This is a genomic window from Streptomyces sp. YPW6 (assembly GCF_018866325.1).
GTDB lineage: Bacteria > Actinomycetota > Actinomycetes > Streptomycetales > Streptomycetaceae > Streptomyces.
Genome location: NZ_CP076457.1, coordinates 4,151,379 through 4,167,508, shown reverse-complemented (window position 1 = coordinate 4,167,508; position 16,130 = coordinate 4,151,379). Strand labels below are relative to the sequence as shown.

Annotated in this window: 15 protein-coding genes and 1 pseudogene; 8 read left to right on the top strand and 8 right to left on the bottom strand. The window is 71.4% G+C overall.

All coding sequences use genetic code 11. From position 1 onward, the window contains the following. Positions 1-273 precede the first annotated feature (273 nt). Positions 274-756: a CarD family transcriptional regulator gene (locus tag KME66_RS18490; RefSeq protein ID WP_003953493.1), complete on the bottom strand. Its 483-nt coding sequence runs from the start codon at positions 754-756 to the stop codon at positions 274-276. 686 nt (positions 757-1,442) lie between these two features. Here KME66_RS18490 and KME66_RS18485 point away from each other — a divergent pair. After that, positions 1,443-2,153, top strand: coding sequence for a DUF461 domain-containing protein (locus tag KME66_RS18485; RefSeq protein ID WP_216323868.1), 711 nt, complete (start codon positions 1,443-1,445; stop codon positions 2,151-2,153). Positions 2,154-2,333: 180 nt separating this feature from the next. Here the strand turns inward: KME66_RS18485 and KME66_RS18480 are convergent, their stop codons facing one another. Both KME66_RS18480 and KME66_RS18475 read right to left on the bottom strand, forming a co-directional pair. Continuing rightward, positions 2,334-3,014, bottom strand: coding sequence for a response regulator transcription factor (locus KME66_RS18480; RefSeq protein WP_003968183.1), 681 nt, complete (start codon positions 3,012-3,014; stop codon positions 2,334-2,336). Further along, complete coding sequence (locus tag KME66_RS18475; protein ID WP_073226064.1) at positions 3,011-4,273, bottom strand: ATP-binding protein; 1,263 nt, start codon at positions 4,271-4,273, stop codon at positions 3,011-3,013. The genes KME66_RS18480 and KME66_RS18475 overlap by 4 nt, the downstream gene beginning before the upstream one ends. Before the next feature lie 197 nt (positions 4,274-4,470). On the opposite strand from KME66_RS18475, the gene phoU reads away from it, so the two are divergent. Continuing rightward, positions 4,471-5,148 carry a phosphate signaling complex protein PhoU gene (phoU, locus tag KME66_RS18470; protein WP_073226069.1) on the top strand — a complete coding sequence of 226 codons (678 nt, stop codon included), beginning with the start codon at positions 4,471-4,473 and terminating at the stop codon, positions 5,146-5,148. 542 nt (positions 5,149-5,690) lie between these two features. Here the strand turns inward: phoU and KME66_RS18465 are convergent. Next, positions 5,691-7,019, bottom strand: coding sequence for an MFS transporter (locus KME66_RS18465; RefSeq protein ID WP_216323864.1), 1,329 nt, complete (start codon positions 7,017-7,019; stop codon positions 5,691-5,693). Between the two features lie 333 nt (positions 7,020-7,352). Between KME66_RS18465 and KME66_RS18460 the strand changes: the two genes are divergently transcribed. Further along, positions 7,353-8,114 carry a phosphoglyceromutase gene (locus KME66_RS18460; protein WP_216323862.1) on the top strand — a complete coding sequence of 254 codons (762 nt, stop codon included), beginning with the start codon at positions 7,353-7,355 and terminating at the stop codon, positions 8,112-8,114. A gap of 223 nt (positions 8,115-8,337) precedes the next feature. Here KME66_RS18460 and KME66_RS18455 read toward each other — a convergent pair. After that, positions 8,338-9,072, bottom strand: a pseudogene (locus tag KME66_RS18455) (class I SAM-dependent methyltransferase); the annotation flags it as partial. 111 nt (positions 9,073-9,183) lie between these two features. On the opposite strand from KME66_RS18455, the gene KME66_RS18450 reads away from it, so the two are divergent. The 3 genes from KME66_RS18450 to KME66_RS18440 all read left to right on the top strand — a co-directional run bounded on the left by KME66_RS18450 (position 9,184) and on the right by KME66_RS18440 (position 10,207). After that, the gene (locus KME66_RS18450) at positions 9,184-9,570 is read left to right on the top strand and encodes a hypothetical protein (protein ID WP_216323859.1); all 387 of its coding nucleotides are present in this window, start codon (positions 9,184-9,186) and stop codon (positions 9,568-9,570) included. Positions 9,571-9,719: 149 nt separating this feature from the next. Then, positions 9,720-9,968, top strand: coding sequence for a hypothetical protein (locus KME66_RS18445; RefSeq protein ID WP_010063563.1), 249 nt, complete (start codon positions 9,720-9,722; stop codon positions 9,966-9,968). Next, positions 9,965-10,207, top strand: a complete 243-nt coding sequence (locus KME66_RS18440; protein ID WP_073226085.1) for a hypothetical protein — start codon at positions 9,965-9,967, stop codon at positions 10,205-10,207. The genes KME66_RS18445 and KME66_RS18440 overlap by 4 nt, the downstream gene beginning before the upstream one ends. 63 nt (positions 10,208-10,270) lie before the next feature. On the opposite strand, the gene KME66_RS18435 is transcribed toward KME66_RS18440, so the two are convergent. The 3 genes from KME66_RS18435 to mshA all read right to left on the bottom strand — a co-directional run bounded on the left by KME66_RS18435 (position 10,271) and on the right by mshA (position 13,410). Further along, entirely contained in the window at positions 10,271-11,080 is an 810-nt protein-coding gene (locus tag KME66_RS18435; protein WP_216323856.1) for a hypothetical protein, read from the bottom strand. Between the two features lie 321 nt (positions 11,081-11,401). Beyond that, positions 11,402-11,914: a YbjN domain-containing protein gene (locus tag KME66_RS18430; RefSeq protein WP_216323851.1), complete on the bottom strand. Its 513-nt coding sequence runs from the start codon at positions 11,912-11,914 to the stop codon at positions 11,402-11,404. A gap of 143 nt (positions 11,915-12,057) precedes the next feature. Further along, positions 12,058-13,410, bottom strand: a complete 1,353-nt coding sequence (gene mshA, locus KME66_RS18425; RefSeq protein WP_073226095.1) for a D-inositol-3-phosphate glycosyltransferase — start codon at positions 13,408-13,410, stop codon at positions 12,058-12,060. A gap of 202 nt (positions 13,411-13,612) precedes the next feature. On the opposite strand from mshA, the gene KME66_RS18420 reads away from it, so the two are divergent. Both KME66_RS18420 and KME66_RS18415 read left to right on the top strand, forming a co-directional pair. Beyond that, positions 13,613-14,398, top strand: a complete 786-nt coding sequence (locus tag KME66_RS18420; protein ID WP_216323848.1) for a class I SAM-dependent methyltransferase — start codon at positions 13,613-13,615, stop codon at positions 14,396-14,398. A gap of 359 nt (positions 14,399-14,757) precedes the next feature. Beyond that, positions 14,758-15,846: a C40 family peptidase gene (locus tag KME66_RS18415; RefSeq protein WP_216323845.1), complete on the top strand. Its 1,089-nt coding sequence runs from the start codon at positions 14,758-14,760 to the stop codon at positions 15,844-15,846. The last annotated feature ends 284 nt before the right edge of the window (positions 15,847-16,130 follow it).

Genomic DNA, 16,130 nt, shown 5'->3' with positions numbered 1-16,130 from the left:
CATGGGTAGGGGCCCAGCGAGCCGGGCACGACGCCCTGACTCGCACCGGGCCCCTTCCGTGATCACTCACCCGGTCGAGCGCAGGTCGCACCGGGCTCACACAGCAACGGGGCCACCTGTGCTCGACGGCCCCGTCCACACGGATGCGCGTGGGTCACGGATTCGGGATGTGCGGGTACGGGTCCGAACATGCCGCAGCGCCCGGCGACACAGCGTGAAGACGACTGGTCAGCGGGCACCGCAGCATATTCATACGACCGGCGTGATCCGGTTTCAGGACGCGAGGACCTCGTCGAGCAGGGCCTCGGCCTTGTCCTCGTTCGTGTTCTCCGCGAGGGCGAGCTCGCTCACCAGGATCTGGCGGGCCTTGGCGAGCATGCGCTTCTCTCCGGCGGAGAGACCGCGCTCGCGCTCCCGACGCCACAGGTCACGGACGACTTCCGCGACCTTGATGACATCGCCGGAGGCGAGCTTCTCGAGATTTGCCTTGTAACGCCGGGACCAGTTCGTCGGCTCTTCGGCGTACGGCGCGCGCAGCACCTCGAAGACCCGGTCCAGCCCGTCCTGCCCGACCACGTCGCGCACGCCTACGAACTCCGCATTGTCCGCCGGCACACGAACCGTCAAGTCGCCCTGGGCGACCTTGAGCACCAAGTAGGTCTTGTCCACGCCTTTGATCTGGCGAGTTTCGATAGCCTCGATCAGCGCGGCCCCGTGATGGGGATAGACCACGGTGTCGCCAACCTTGAACGTCATGTGACAGGTACCCCTTCCGTGGCTATCCAGAGTAACACGAGAATCGACTCTCCTGAATGACGTTTTCGCAGGTCAGGGCATATCTCGGGGCTTGACAACAGCAACAGGAACGTGCTGCGGAAGGCATCCGGAGGACGGTATTCGCAGGTCGGAGCCGCTGTACGCCCGGGGTGAAACATCCGCGTCACACGGCCCGGAAGCCCTGCAGAAGAGGGCGAAAGTCCCGTTTTGTCGGTTTCGGAGTGGCGATCATTCCCTACTCCGTTCGGTGATCGCTCACCCGTACGGCCGTAACCGCCCGCCCGCAATGAATTTGATCAAGCCACGCGCCGCGGGGCACTTTCCGCCGGAAGCCGAACCGGAACGCGAAGACGAAGAAGCCGCGCGGCGGAAAAGCGCGAAGAAGCGGCGGGACGCCCGGAAGAATTGATCAGGCGGATTATGTGAACGGCACGTGACCTACCGGCCGGTAGAACACCCCTGCGGCGGCCCGGACCCGCCCGCGGCCGACGATCGGACCCACGCCCGGCCGACGGGACACCCTCTAGAGGCGGGTCGGGTGCAGGGCGGGCGCGGTGGCTCGGTAGCCTGATGCCGCTGACACACCCTTAGGGCGGCTTTACACCACCGCTCGAAGCCCGACGTCCGAAGTCCGCAGTCCGAACGTTCAAGGAGTTGCCGCCGCCGTGAGCCGCAGCCTTCGACACGGCGCTCTCGCCGCCACCGCCACCGCGCTCTCGATCTTCGCCCTGTCCGCCTGCGGGGCGGGCAACAACGCCGAGACGCTGAAGATCCGGCCGGACAACCCGGCCACCTCGGTGGGGGACATCAAGGTCCAGAACGTCAACGTGATCACGCAGCCCGGCGCCGGCGCGGACGGCCCCGCCGTCGTCGCCGCGACGCTGTTCAACGACGGCACCGAGCGCGAGGTGCTGGAGGCGATCACGCTGCCCGGCAGCGACGTCGAGGTGAAGCTCCAGGCCGCCGACGGCAAGGGCCCCATCGTGGTCCCGGCCGGCGGTCGGGTCATCATCGGCGGCAAGGGCAACGCCGCCGCCGTGATCGAGAACAGCGGCGAGGCCGCGCGCGACGGCGACGTCCAGCAGGTCGTCTTCAAGCTCAGCCGGACCGGCGACGTCGGCCTCGGCGCGAGCGTCTTCCCGGCCGAGGGCTACTTCAAGGACTTCGGTCCCAGCCCGCGGGCCGAGGCCCCCTCCCAGGAGCCGAGCCCGTCGCCGTCCGGCAGCGCGTCCGGCGAGGCGGAGAACCCCGGCGCGGGCGAGGGCGGGACGCCCGGCACCCCCGCGGACGGCACGGACGCCGAGGGCGCCGCCGGCCAGGGCGGTACGGACACGCAGAGCACGGGCGACGCCGCCTCGGTGCCCGCGGCCCACTGACGCCCGCCGTCACCCGCGCCGGGGGACCGCCCCATGAGCGGGGGCGTCCGCTCCGGCGACCGGAGCCCGCGTGAGAGGGCCTTCGCCCGCCACGCGCCAGATGTACGTCGTAGGGGGGCTTCCCGGCCGGGAAGCCCCCCTACGGCGTACACAGGACCGCCGAACCGTGCGGCCCGCGGTCTACGGCTCGAACTTGTACCCCAGGCCCCGCACGGTGACGAGGTAGCGCGGGGCGCCCGGGTCGGGCTCGATCTTGGCGCGCAGGCGCTTGACGTGGACGTCGAGGGTCTTGGTGTCGCCGACGTAGTCGGCGCCCCAGACCCGGTCGATGAGCTGCATGCGGGTGAGCACCCGGCCGGCGTTGCGCAGGAGCATCTCCAGGAGGTCGAACTCCTTGAGCGGGAGGTCGACCTTGCCGCCGGAGACCGTGACGACGTGCCGGTCGACGTCCATCCGGACCGGGCCCGCCTCCAGAGCGGCCGGAGTGACCTCCTCCGGCTCCCCGCGGCGGCGCAGGACGGCCCGGATACGGGCGACGAGCTCGCGGGAGGAGAAGGGCTTGGTGACGTAGTCGTCGGCTCCTATCTCCAGCCCGACGACCTTGTCGATCTCGCTGTCCTTGGCGGTGACCATGATCACCGGGACGTTGGAGCGGCTGCGGAGCTGGCGGCACACCTCGGTGCCGGGCAGGCCGGGGAGCATCAGGTCGAGGAGGACCAGATCGGCGCCGTTGCGCTCGAACTCGTCCAGCCCGTCGGGGCCGGTCGCCGCGATGGCGACCTCGAAACCTTCCTTGCGCAGCATGTAGGACAGGGCGTCGCTGAAGGATTCCTCATCCTCGACGACAAGCACTCGGGTCACGGAAGAGCCTCCGGGGCAGGGAAGGGGTCAAAGGTGTCGGTCTCGTACGGCCCCTCGTCGTCGCCGTTGACGATAAGCGGTCCGCCGGTGGTGCGCTCCCTCGTGACACCCGTTTCGGGCAGCCTGAGGGTGAAGGTGGAGCCCTGTCCCTCGGAGCTCCAGACGGTGACCTCCCCGCCGTGCGAGGCGGCCACGTGCTTGACGATGGCGAGGCCGAGACCGGTGCCACCGGTGGCCCGTGAGCGGGCCGGGTCGACGCGGTAGAAACGTTCGAAGACCCGTTCACGGTCCTTCTCGGAGATGCCGATGCCCTGGTCGGTGACGGCTATCTCGATGAGGTCCCCGCCGGGCGAGGCGAGCCGGCGTGCGGCGATGCCGACGCGGGTGTGGGCGGGGCTGTAGTTGACGGCGTTCTCGACGAGATTGCCGAGCGCGCCGACGAGCTGGCCGCGGTTGCCCCAGACCGTGAGGCCCTCGGCGCCCGCGGAGGCCATGGTGATCTGCTTGGAGCCGGCCTGCTGGCGGCAGCGGTCGATCGCCTCGGCGACCAGGGTCTCCACCTTGACCGGCTCGGCGTCCTCCAGCGGGTCGTCGTTCTGCACCCGGGAGAGGTCGATGAGCTCCTGGACGAGGTTGGTGAGCCGGGTCGCCTCGATCTGCATCCGCCCGGCGAACCGCTCCACCGCTTCCGGGTCGTCGGAGGCGTCCATGACCGCCTCGGAGAGCAGGGAGAGCGCTCCGGTCGGGGTCTTGAGCTCGTGGCTGACGTTGGCGACGAAGTCGCGCCGTACCGCCTCTATCCGGCGGGCCTCGGTGAGGTCCTCCACCAGCAGCAGCACCAGCCGCGAGCCGAGCGGGGCGACCCGGGCGGAGACGGCGAGGGTGTCCCCCCGGCCCGTACCGCGCCGGGGCAGATCCAGCTCGACCTGTCGTATCTCGCCGTCCCGCCGGGTGTCCCGGGCCATGTTGAGCATCGGTTCGACGGCCAGCCGGCCACCGCGCACGAGGCCCAGGGCGTACGCCGCCGAGCTGGCCTTGACCACGCCGTCGCTCTCGTCGAGGACGACGGCCGAGGAGCTGAGGACGGAGAGGACGGTGTCCACTCCGGGGGGAAGAGCGGCGTTGCTGTCGGGCCGCAGCGACGTGCGCGTGGGCCGTTTCAGGTCGCGCTCGCTCCAGCGGAACGCCAGCATGGCGATCACACCGGTCAGGAGACCGGCAATCGCAGCAGCTGCGGCGACCGCCGCGTTCACGTCCATGCTTCAAGGTTATGCGGGTGCGACGAGTCACTCCCAGCCGTCCGAGTGCCATCTCGAACACTCGTCGCCCAGAGTTCACCGAGGGGTAGGAGCCGGTTCACTTAGGGGGACGGATCCGGACGCGTTCCACCCCCACCGTGGCACCGTGGGGGTCGGTCCGAGACCCCGGCCTCAGTTGGAACTGGAGAGGGACTTCCATGCGCGACGCTTACCACGAGGAACTCGATTCGATCGGAGAAGGCCTGGTCGAGATGGCCCGGCTGGTCGGCTCGGCGATCGGCAGGGCGACCACGTCCATGCTGGACGCCGATCTGACGCTGGCGGAGAACGTGATCGCCGGCGACCAGAAGGTCGACGACCTCCAGCACGACCTGGAGGCCCGCGCCATCGCGCTCCTGGCCCGGCAGCAGCCGGTGGCGACGGACCTGCGCATCGTGGTGACCTCGCTGCGGATGAGCGCCGATCTGGAGCGCTCCGGCGACCTCGCCCAGCACGTGGCGAAGCTGGCCCGGCTGCGCTTCCCGCAGTCGGCGGTCCCGCACGACCTGCACGCGACGATTCTGGAGATGGGCCAGCTCGCCCAGCGCCTGATGGCCAAGGCGGCCGAGGTCATCATCACCAAGGACGTCGATCTGGCGCTCCAGCTGGAGCAGGACGACGACGAGATGGACCTGCTCCACCGCACGCTCTTCAAGCACCTGATGGACGACCGCTGGAAGCACGGCATCGAGACGGCCGTCGACGTGACGCTGCTGGGCCGCTACTACGAGCGCTTCGCCGACCACGCCGTGTCGGTCGCCAAGCGCGTGGTCTACCTGGTGACGGGCGAGCACGCGGACGAGATCCAGGCGGCGGCCCCGGTGGAGGGCGCGTAGCCGCGGGTGCGCAGCCACTGTGCGCTGCCGGCGGGGCACGGTCGAGGGCGCGCGGAACGGACCGGGACGCCTGCGACGTACCACCGGCGCTTCACCGGCGCACGCGAGTCGCACTCACGTTCCTGCGCGTGTGCGCCGTTGATGCGCCCGCCGGGATGGGCATGCAATGAGGCGGGGGCGGCGCCATGGCCGTGAGCGATGGGTCATGCCGTACGTCCCCGGCGGCGGCGCACCGGCGTCCGCCGCCCAGCCGCATGCCCTGAGGAGGAACCATGGCCGATTCCCCCACGACCGAACCCCAGCAGGAGACCCCGACCGAAGTGGTGCACCGAGCCCTGCTCGGCGCCTGCGGATGCGGGTCGGGCTGCGGGTGCGGGTGCCAGTCCGGCGCCCCGTGCCAGTGCGGCGGCTGCTGCGGCTGACCCGTACCCGTACAGCCGTGTACGGGCAGGATCCCGTACGGACACGAACGCGCGGAGCCCCCGGAGCGGCTTGAGGACGCTGTTGGTTCTCAGGCTCCGGGGGCTCCGCGCGCCGCCGGTTCAGCGGGCTTGCTCGACCGCCGCCGCGGGCGCGGCCTCCGGTTCGGCCTGGTCCGGGCGGGCCTCGGCGGGGACGGGCGCGGGCTCGGGCAGGACGTCCGACGCGGCGTTCTCCGCGCGCGGCAGGTTGCGCATCAGCAGCCAGTAGCCGAGTCCGGCGACGGTGCCGATGACGGCGCAGGCGGCCCAGAGCCACGCGGCGCCGTAGTGGTCGATCACGAAACCGGACATCAGCGGCGCGACGAGCGCGGCCACCGACCAGGACATCGTGTACATGCCCTGGTAGCGGCCCCGGCCCCGGGCGGGCGACAGCTGGACGACGATGCCGGTCTGGGTGGGCGCGTTCACGATCTCGGCCAGGGTCCAGACGCAGACGGTGAGGGCGTACGCCGCGACCGATCCCGCGAAGGCGGTGAGTCCGAAGCCGTACCCCGCGAGCAGCGAGGAGATGATCAGCAGCCGGCGCGGGTCGCGGTGCTGGATGAAGCGGGTGACGGGGATCTGGAGGGCCACGATCAGCACACCGTTGACGGCGATGGCGGTACCGAAGTCGGAGCTGGAGAGCCCGTCCGTGCCCATCGCCACCGGCAGCCCCACATAGCCCTGCTGGAAGATCAGCGCCACCAGGAACGACAGCCCCACCACTCCCATGAAGCGCCCGTCGCGCAGGACGGTGGTCAGCCGCACCTCGTCCCTCGGCCGCTTGCCGCCGACGCTCTCGGCCACCGCTTCCTCGGGCCGCGACTCCGGCACCTTCACGAAGACGAGAACCGCGCAGACGAGGGTCATCAGGGCCTCGCCGAGGAAGCCGGCGAGGTAGCTGTACTCGGCGATGAAACCGGCCCCGGCGGAGGAGATCGCGAAGCCGAGGTTGATGGCCCAGTAGTTGAGCGAGAAGGCCCGGACCCGGTCCTTCGGGGGCACGATGTCCGCCATCATCGCCTGGACGGCGGGCCGGGACGCGTTGCTCGCCATGCCGACGAAGAACGCCACGGCGGCGATGGCGAAGGGGTGCTGCATGAACCCGAGCACCGCCACGGACACGGCGGTGGACGTCTGGGCGATCAGCATGGTGGGCCGCCGCCCGAGCCGGTCGGTCATCACGCCCGCACCGAGCGAGGAGATGACCCCGCCGAGCCCGTGGAGGGCGGCGACGAGCCCGGCGTACGAGGCGGAGTAGCCCCGGTCCAGGGTCAGGTACAGGGCCATGAAGGTCGCGACGAACGCGCCGAGGCGGTTGACCAGGGTGCTGGTCCACAGCCACCAGAACGCGCGGGGCATCCCGGAGACGGTCTCGCGGGCGGCGGTGCGCAGACCGGCGACGGACATAAGGATTCCCCCCACGGGACGTTCGGACGGATGCGGATGCGGATGCGGATGCGGAGCAGATGCGGAGGCGGTTGCTGATACGGATGCGGATGCGGCAGGTGCAGATCCGTATGCGGCGGGTGCGTACGCAGCCGTATGCGGCAGGGCTCTCGGGTAACACCTCCGACCCCGTCCGAGACATTACGAAGCCGGGCTCCCCGCCCGCCACTGGATTGACGCCCCCCGTCAATCGTCCGCACCGCGGGCGCACCGGACCCGGCGCCCGCGGCCCGGCGCTGTCCGCGTTACGGGCGGGCGCGCGGGGGTCGCACGGGTTCGATTACGCTCGGGCTCATGGCCGACGCACCGTACAAGCTGATCCTCCTCCGCCACGGCGAGAGCGAATGGAACGCGAAGAACCTGTTCACCGGCTGGGTGGACGTCAACCTCACCGAGAAGGGCGAGAAGGAAGCAGTCCGCGGCGGTGAGCTGCTCAAGGACGCCGGTCTGCTCCCCGACGTCCTGCACACCTCCCTCCAGCGCCGCGCGATCCGCACCGCGCAGCTCGCCCTGGAGTCCGCCGACCGCCTCTGGATCCCGGTCCGCCGCTCCTGGCGCCTGAACGAGCGCCACTACGGCGCGCTCCAGGGCAAGGACAAGGCGCAGACGCTCGCCGAGTTCGGCGAGGAGCAGTTCATGCTGTGGCGCCGCTCGTACGACACCCCGCCGCCGTCGCTGGCCCGCGACGCCGAGTACAGCCAGTTCGACGACCCGCGCTACGCGACGCTCCCCCCGGAGCTGCGCCCGGACACGGAGTGCCTGAAGGACGTCGTCGTCCGCATGCTCCCGTACTGGTTCGACAGCATCGTCCCGGACCTCCTCACGGGCCGCACGGTCCTGGTCGCCGCGCACGGCAACAGCCTCCGCGCCCTGGTGAAGCACCTGGACGGCATCTCGGACGCGGACATCGCGGGCCTCAACATCCCGACCGGCATCCCGCTCTCCTACGAGCTCGACGCCGACTTCAAGCCGCTGAAGCCGGGCGGCACGTACCTCGACCCGGACGCGGCGAAGGCCGCCATCGAGGCCGTGAAGAACCAGGGCAAGAAGAAGTAACTTTCGCGATCATGCCCCCGACCTGCGCATACGGCGCGGGGCGGGGGCATTTTCACGGCCTGGGTCCACTGTGGGACCTCACCTCGCTCATCCCTTGAGCCCTCTGCCCTCTGCCCTCTGCCCTCTGCCCTCTGCCCTCTGCCCTCTGCCCTCTGCCCTGGCGAATTCTCCACCGGCAGGGGGCTCGTCGGTGCTCCGGGCCGGGGAGGCCGAGGCCTCCCGCAGGCTTGCGCCACACCGAGATGTGCTTGGCGGAGTCGTCCGTGAACGGCGTCCCGTCCCAGTCCCCGGCCCGGCTCTCCAGCTCCAGCCCCGCGATGCGGGCCATCAGGTCCAGCTCGGCCGGCCACGCGTAGCGCTGACGGCAGGTGCCCCGGCGGTAGCGGCCGTCGTCACCGTCACGGGTGAAGTGGTGCGAGACGAGGGTCTGTCCGACCAGGTCGAACGTGTCGAAGCCGAGGTGCCGCTCGGACACGTCGAACGGCACCGCGACCTGGCCGGGCGGCAGGAACCGCAGCGGCGGTACGGTCAGTTCGATGACGAACCGGCCGCCGGGGGCCAGATGGCGGGCCGCGTTCTCGAAGCATGCGACCTGTTCGTCCTGGGTGAGCAGGTTCCCGATGGTGTTGTAGACGAGGTAGACCAGGGTGAATTCACCGGGGACGACCGTGGTGGCCATGTCCCCGATCACCACCGGGAGCGTCTCCTCGTCCACCTTGTGGCGGAGCACCGCCGCCATCGGCTCGGAGAGTTCGATGCCCGTCACCGGCACGCCGCGTCGCCGGAGGGGCACGCCCACACGGCCGGTGCCGACGGCGAACTCCAGGGCCCGGCCGTCCCCGGCGAGTTCGGCGAGGAAGTCGAGGGTCGGTCCGAGGGCGGCGGGCGAGGAGTTCTCGGCCTCCTCGGCGTCGTAGCGGTCGGCGGTCTCTCGGGTCCACAGTTCGCTGCTCGTCACGGGCGACCACTGTGCCGGGGCCCGAGATCTCTGTCGACGCAATTCCCGGGGCCCGCCACGGCGCACGCCGACGCAGCCCCGTTGTCAGTGCCCCCTGCCACGATGCCCATCATGACGATCCACCTCCTCACCGACATCGAGCAGGCCCTGCGCAGCAGTTGGAGTGCCGAGACCTGCACCCCGGAGTACCGCGACCGCTGGACTCCGGACAATCCGGCGCGTGATCAGTGCGGGGTCACGGCCATGGTGCTGAACGACCTCCTCGGCGGCGAGTTGATCCGGGGCGAGGTCCATGTCGGCGGTGTGCGCACCGACTTCCACTGGTGGAACCGGCTGGGCATAGGCGTCGAGATCGATCTGACCCGGGAGCAGTTCGGCCCCGAGGAGGTCGTCGTGGGCGGTGAAGTCGTCGTCCGGCCGCCCGGCGAACTGCCCCGGCTGCAGGAGGAGTACGCGATCCTGCGCGACCGGGTCGCGGCGAGGCTCGGGCGGGGCTGAGCCCGAAGTACCGGACCGTTCCTGATCCGTGGCCGATCCGTGCCCGGCCGGGGCGGTCCGAGCACCCCTCGTACGCACTACGGTGAGCCCATGCCGTCACACCGTCCGCGGCGGTATCCCCCGGGGCAAGGAGATCGAGGAGAGCGATCATGGGTGAGTCTCTGAAGACCTTCGTCGGCGGTACCGAGGTCGAGGTGCCCAACAGCATCCCGGACATCCGGGCGACGCTCCCCGAGGAGAGACGCGAGGAGTTCGACCTCGCGATCAACGAAGCGGGGGTGCACGAGATCCAGGCCGTCATGCGGCACTGGATGCTGGAGGCCGTCCCCGATCCCGAGGCCGAGAAGATCCTGGACCGGCTGGCGCGGGACGAGGCCGAGAGGCGGAGCGTAGCTTGAGCTTCCGCATCTCCTACGCACCGCCCGCCGACGACACCCTGGCCAAGATGCGCGGCGGCGAGTCCTTCCGCGACGCGATGGTCCACACCCTCGGCGAGGAGCCGTACGGACACGCCTCCTCCGCCGTCAAGAGCGAACGGGACCGGCGTGAGGCGACCGTCGCCGGGGCCATCGTCCTCTACTACGTCTCCCGGTCCGTCCTGACCGTGACCGTCGTCCGGCTCGTCCCTCTGCCCTGATCCCCCACGCACGCGGCGCCCCTGCCCCGTGGCGGACCGGGACAGGGGCGCCGCAAGCGCACGTCAGGCGAGCTTCTTGTCCTGCGCCGCCACGACCTCCGCGGGCACCTCGAACGTCACGTCGCTGCCGCCCGCCGCCGCCAGGTTGAAGGCGAAGAACGTCGCGACGGAGCCTTCCTTGCGCAGCGCCACCAGCTTGAAGGGCGCGGTGGTGCCGTCGTCCTCGGACGTGACCGTCCAGGCCATGGCCTCGTCGCCGCCGGTGATCTTCTCCTCGGTCATCGAGACGACCTTCGTGGGCGTCCCCGCGACCGTGGCGGTGAAGCCGCCCGCGCAGTCCGCCGCCGCCTTCTTCAGCGCGGCCATCGCGTCCGGGCCGGCCGTCCCGTCGTAGGAGTGCAGCGCGACGAAGGTGGACGTCAGGTTGAAGGCGTCCTTGAAGGCGTCGGCGCCCTCCCCCTTCGCCGCGTCCTCCAGGGACTTCTTGCCGTCGGCCTTCGGCTCGTCGATGACCTTGCGCTTCGCGGTGGCCACCACGCCCTCCTGGGCCACGCCGAACATGGCGTGCGCGACCGGCAGGCAGGCTTCCTTGTCGACCTTGACGCCGTCCGCCGGGACCTCGTCGTCCGGGCCGGCCTTGGTGACCTTGGCGCCCTCGACGTCGCCCTGGGCGAGGGCGGCCTTCTCCAGCTCGGCGGCGGTGAGCGCCTTGGCCGGGGCCTTGGGTGCCGAACTGCTCCCGCTCGCGGCGCCCTTCTCGTCCTTGCCGTCCTTGCCGTCGGCGTCGGACGAACCGCCGCAGGCGGTGGCCAGGAGGGTGAGGGCGGCCGCGGAGGCGGCGAGGGCGGTACGTCGTACGGCAGTGGCGCGCATGGTTCTTCTCTCCGGTTCGGTGAGCAACCGGCCTGCTTCCACACGACACTTCGAGGCCGCCTGGGACGGGCCGTCGCAGAGATCCACACTCTACGATCGAACCCGCGAGCGAAGGACGGTCGGGCAGCACCCGTCCGTGATCGTGATTCCGCTGTGATCATCCTGTGAACGCACGGTGCGGAACGGCTGTGCAACCTCTCCGGGACGCGGGCAGGAGGCTCCAGGCCCCGGAGGCTCCCGCCGCGGACGAAGGGACGTCACGGGAGTCGGTCGCTCCTCGCCCCGTCGCCGCCCCGGACGCCGTACGCCCCGGGTCGGGCGTCAGCTCTCGGACGCGCCCCGGGTCAGATGGCGGAACGCGTCCAGGTTCCGGGTGGACTCACCGCGCGCCACCCGCCACGCGTACTCCTTGCGGATGGAGCTCGCGAAGCCCAGCTCCAGAAGGGTGTTGAACGCCCCGTCGGCCGCTTCGAGGACCACACCGAACAGCCGGTCCAGTTCATCGGCGGTGACCACCGACAGGGGGAGCTTGCCGACCAGGTAGACGTCGCCGAGCGAGTCGATCGCGTAACTCACGCCGAACAGGCGGAGGTTGCGCTCCAGCAGCCAGCGGTGCACCTCGGCGTCGTTCTCGTCCGGGTGCCGGACGACGAACGCGTTGAGGGAGAGGGAGTGCTTGCCGACGATCAGCGAACAGGTCGTCGACAGCTTGCGGGTGCCCGGCAGGGTCACGACGTAGTTGCCGCGTTCCGGGCTCTCCCATGCGAGCCCGGCATCGTTCAGCGTCGCCTCGATGACCTGGGCCGCTGCTGTCTCGTCGGGTGCGTCAGCCATGCAGCGAGCGTACGGCAGCCTGGCGCGGGCGGCAGGAGGGGCCCGGGTGTGCATGGTGGCCCCGGGCGGTCGGGCGTGGCGCGCCCACGGAGGTCGGGCCCGGTGCGCCCCAGGGCGGTCGGGCGCGGTGCACCCCAGGGCGGTCAGCCGTGGTGCGCCCTCGCGCGGCGGCGGTGGTCGCAGAGCGCCGCCGTGTAGACGTCGGCGGTCGCCGAAGCGGCCGTGTCCCAGCCGAAGGACTGGGCGTGCGCCGCGGCGGCCGCCCCCATGCGGTCGACCAGCTCCGGCGCGTCCGCGAACCGCCCGAGCGCGCGGGCGTACGCCTCCGGCTCGTGCCCGGGTATCAGGAAGCCGCTGACCTCGTCGCGCACCGCGACGGGCAGCCCGCCCACGGCCGCCGCGACCACCGGCGTACCGGTCGCCTGCGCCTCGATGGCGACCAGGCCGAAGGACTCGCTGTACGACGGCATGACCAGCACCGACGCGGCCCGGAACCAGTCCGCCAGCAGATCCTGGCCCACCGGCGGACAGAACCGTACGACGTCGGCGATACCGAGGCGCGCGGCCAGCTTCTGGAGCCCCTCGGGCTTGGCGAGCCCGCTGCCGCTCGGCCCGCCGACCACCGGCACCACGATGCGCGAGCGCAGCGACGGGTCCCTCTCCAGCAGCACGGCCACCGCGCGCAGCAGCACGTCCGGGGCCTTCAGCGGCTGGATGCGGCCCGCGAAGAGCGGGATCAGCGCGTCCTGCGGCAGACCGAGCCGGGCGCGCGCGGCGGCGCGGCCGTCGGCGGCGCGGAAGCGGTCCAGGTTGACGCCGGGGTGGACGACGGCGACGGCGGCCGGGTCGGCGTCGTAGAAGCGGACGAGTTCGTCGGCCTCCTCGGCGGTGTTGGCGATCAGCCGGTCGGAGGCGTTCACGATCTGGGTCTCACCGATGACCCGGGCGGGCGGCTCGGGGGTGTCGCCCGCGGCGAGCGCGGCGTTCTTGACCTTGGCCATGGTGTGCATGGCGTGCACGAGCGGGACGCCCCAGCGCTGCGCGGCGAGCCAGCCGACCTGGCCGGAGAGCCAGTAGTGGGAGTGCACCAGGTCGTAGTAGCCGGGGCGCTGGCCGGCCCAGGCCTGCATCACACCGTGGGTGAAGGCGCAGAGCTGGGCGGGCAGGTCCTCCTTGGCGAGGCCCTCGTACGGTCCGGCGTCGACGTGCCGGACCAGAACGCCGGGGGCCAGCTCGACCGCGGGGGCCAGGGAGCCGGTGGTCGCCCGGGTGAAGATCTCGACCTCGATGTTGATCGCGGCGAGGCGCTTGGCCAGTTCGACGATGTAGACGTTCATCCCGCCCGCGTCGCCGGTGCCGGGCTGGTGGAGCGGGGAGGTGTGCACGGAGAGCATCGCGATGCGGCGCGGCTTGCGGGAGGCCCCGGGGAAGCCTCCGGGGAACCTCAGGCGCGCGGCCGTCCGGGTGGAGCCGAGCCGGGAGACGTACTGGCTCACCTCGTCGGTCCTCCTCGATAGGGGCATGCTGCGGGGAAGGGCGTGAGGTCCCTCCGAAGGCCGCAACAGTGGAATGCCGTCTTTCATTTCCGCTTTGCCAAATCATTACGCGACCCGCGCGGCGCGTCGCACCGCGTGCCCGCCCGGCCGGCGGGGCCCAGGTGGGAGCGGGTGTCCCCGCCGCGTCGCCTACGCTCGACCCATGCGCCAGCGCCCCATCGGCACCACCACCCGCGGGACCACCAACCCGAACCGGCTGCGCCGCATGGACCGCTGGATCGCCGACGCGCACGGACCCTCCCTGCGCCGCGCCGGGACGCCCGTGGCCGTCGATCTCGGGTACGGGGCCGCCCCGTGGACCGCGGTCGAGCTGCTGGACCGGCTGCGCACCGCCGAGCCGCGCACCGCCGTGGTGGGGATCGAGATCGACCCGGACCGGGTCGCGGCGGCGAAGCCGTACGAGCGTGCGGGGCTCACCTTCGCGCACGGGGGCTTCGAGGTGCCTCTGGCGGTGCGGCCCCTGCTCATCCGGGCGGCGAACGTGCTGCGCCAGTACGACGAGGACCAGGTCGCCGAGGTCTGGGGGCGGCTGTGTGCCCGGCTCGACGCGGACGGGCTCCTGGTGGAGGGGACCTGCGACGAGATCGGCCGCCGGCACGTCTGGGTGGCCCTGGGGCCCGAGGGGCCGCGCACGGTCACCTTCGCGACCCGGCTCGGCTCGCTGGAGCGCCCCTCCGACCTGGCGGAACGCCTGCCGAAGGCGCTGATCCACCGCAATGTGCCGGGCGAGCCGGTGCACGCGTTCCTGCGGGACTTCGACCGGGCGTGGGCCACCGCCTCCCCGTACGCGTCGCTGGGCGCGCGGCAGCGGTGGATCGCGGCGGTGCGGGCGGTGGCGGCCGACTGGCCGGTGACGGACGGCGTGCGGCGCTGGCGGCAGGGCGAGATCACCGTGGAGTGGGACGCGCTGCGCCCCGGCAGCCGCTGAGCGCCGGCCCCCGAACGCGCACCTGAACACGTATCCGGACTTCGCGCACGCGAACGGCACGTACCTCAACTTCTCGTGACTGAACTGCACGTACCCGAACGTCTCGTGACCGATCCACACAGAGCCGTACTGCGCGTGGCCGGACTTCTCGTCGGCCGGGCGGAGATTGCCCGCACCGGGAACGCCGCGGGGGCATCGCTCGTCCCTGTGAGGGGGATGGCGGGGTAGTCCTGTGCAAGCGCTGTGTGACGTGCCCGGTGCCGCCGGCCTCTGTTGCTTTGGAGGACGACGTGGCACGATCGCGACGTCGTTGAAAAGTTACTGACGGTAAGTCAGATGTGCGCCCGGAGGGGGAGCCCGTGAACCGACGCCACTGCGCCACGGCCGCCATCACGCTGGTCTGCGCGCTGGCCCTGCTGACGTCCACGGGCCAGGCCTCGGCAGCCCCGGTTCCGGAGCCCTCGCCCTCCTCGTCCTCCGCCGCCCCGGGCGGCCCGCCGCAGCGCTACTCCAACGCGGAGCTGGAGAAGGTCCGCGCGCAGATCGAGACGCTGTACCGGAAAGCGGGCGCCGCGACCGACGCGTACAACCTCGCCGAGGAGCAGACGAAGAAGCAGTCCGGCGAGATCGTGAAGCTGGCCAAGGCGATCGTCGACGGTCAGGCCCGCATCGCCGAGCTGAAGGACCGGGCCGGCGCCCAGGCCCGCGAGCAGTACCGCAACGGCGGCCTGCCGCCCGGCGCGCAACTGGCCCTGAGCAACGACCCGAAGCTCTTCCTGGACGGGATCAACCAGGTCCGCCAGGGCCAGCAGGCCTCCAAGTCGCTGCTGGCCGAGCTGAACCAGACGCAGCAGGACCTGGAGACCTACACCCAGGACGCCAGCGCCAACTGGGAGAAGCTGGAAGCGAACCGGGTCAAGCAGGCCAAGGCGAAGAAGAAGATCAACGCCCAGATCAAGGCGGCGGAGAAGCTCGAGTCGCAGCTGGAGAAGAAGGAGCGCGACCGGCTGCGCCAGTTGGAGCAGGACGCGGCCGACGCGGCGCAGACGGCCTGGCTCTCCTCCGGCGCGATCAAGGACGTGAGCGGCGAGGCGAGCGAGGCCGGAGCGGCGGCGGTGGCCTTCGCGACGGCGCAGATCGGCAAGCCGTACGTCTGGGGGGCCGAGGGCCCCGGTTCGTACGACTGCTCCGGTCTGACCTCCCAGGCCTGGCTGGCGGCGAAGCGGCCGATCCCGCGCACCTCGCAGGAGCAGTGGCGGCTGCTGCCCCGCATCGACATCCAGGACATGCGCCCCGGCGACCTGATCATCTACCACGCCGACGCCAGCCACGTCGGGATGTACGTCGGCGACGGCACGATCGTGCACGCCCCGCGTCCCGGCCGCAACGTCACGCTGGCGGGCGCGGGCTCGATGAAGATCCTCGGCGTGGTCCGCCCGGACAAGTAGCGGCCCGCCCGGTCAAGGTAGCGGCCCACCCGGACGAGCGCGGGCCAGCCGGGGTGCCCCGGGGCCGTTCGGAAGAGAAGGCGCCCACCCACCCAGACATGCGGGAGGCCCGCCCGGACAAGCGGGGGCGCCCGCCCGGACGAGAAGGCGCCCACCCGGGCGAGCGCGGGCCCGCCGGGGTGCCCCGGGCCGCGGGAACGGGCCCGTGCCGTCGGCCGTCCGGGCGTCTGTGAGCGGGGCCACGCCGCCGTCCGCGGGCGCGTGATGTTTGTCATGGGCCCTTC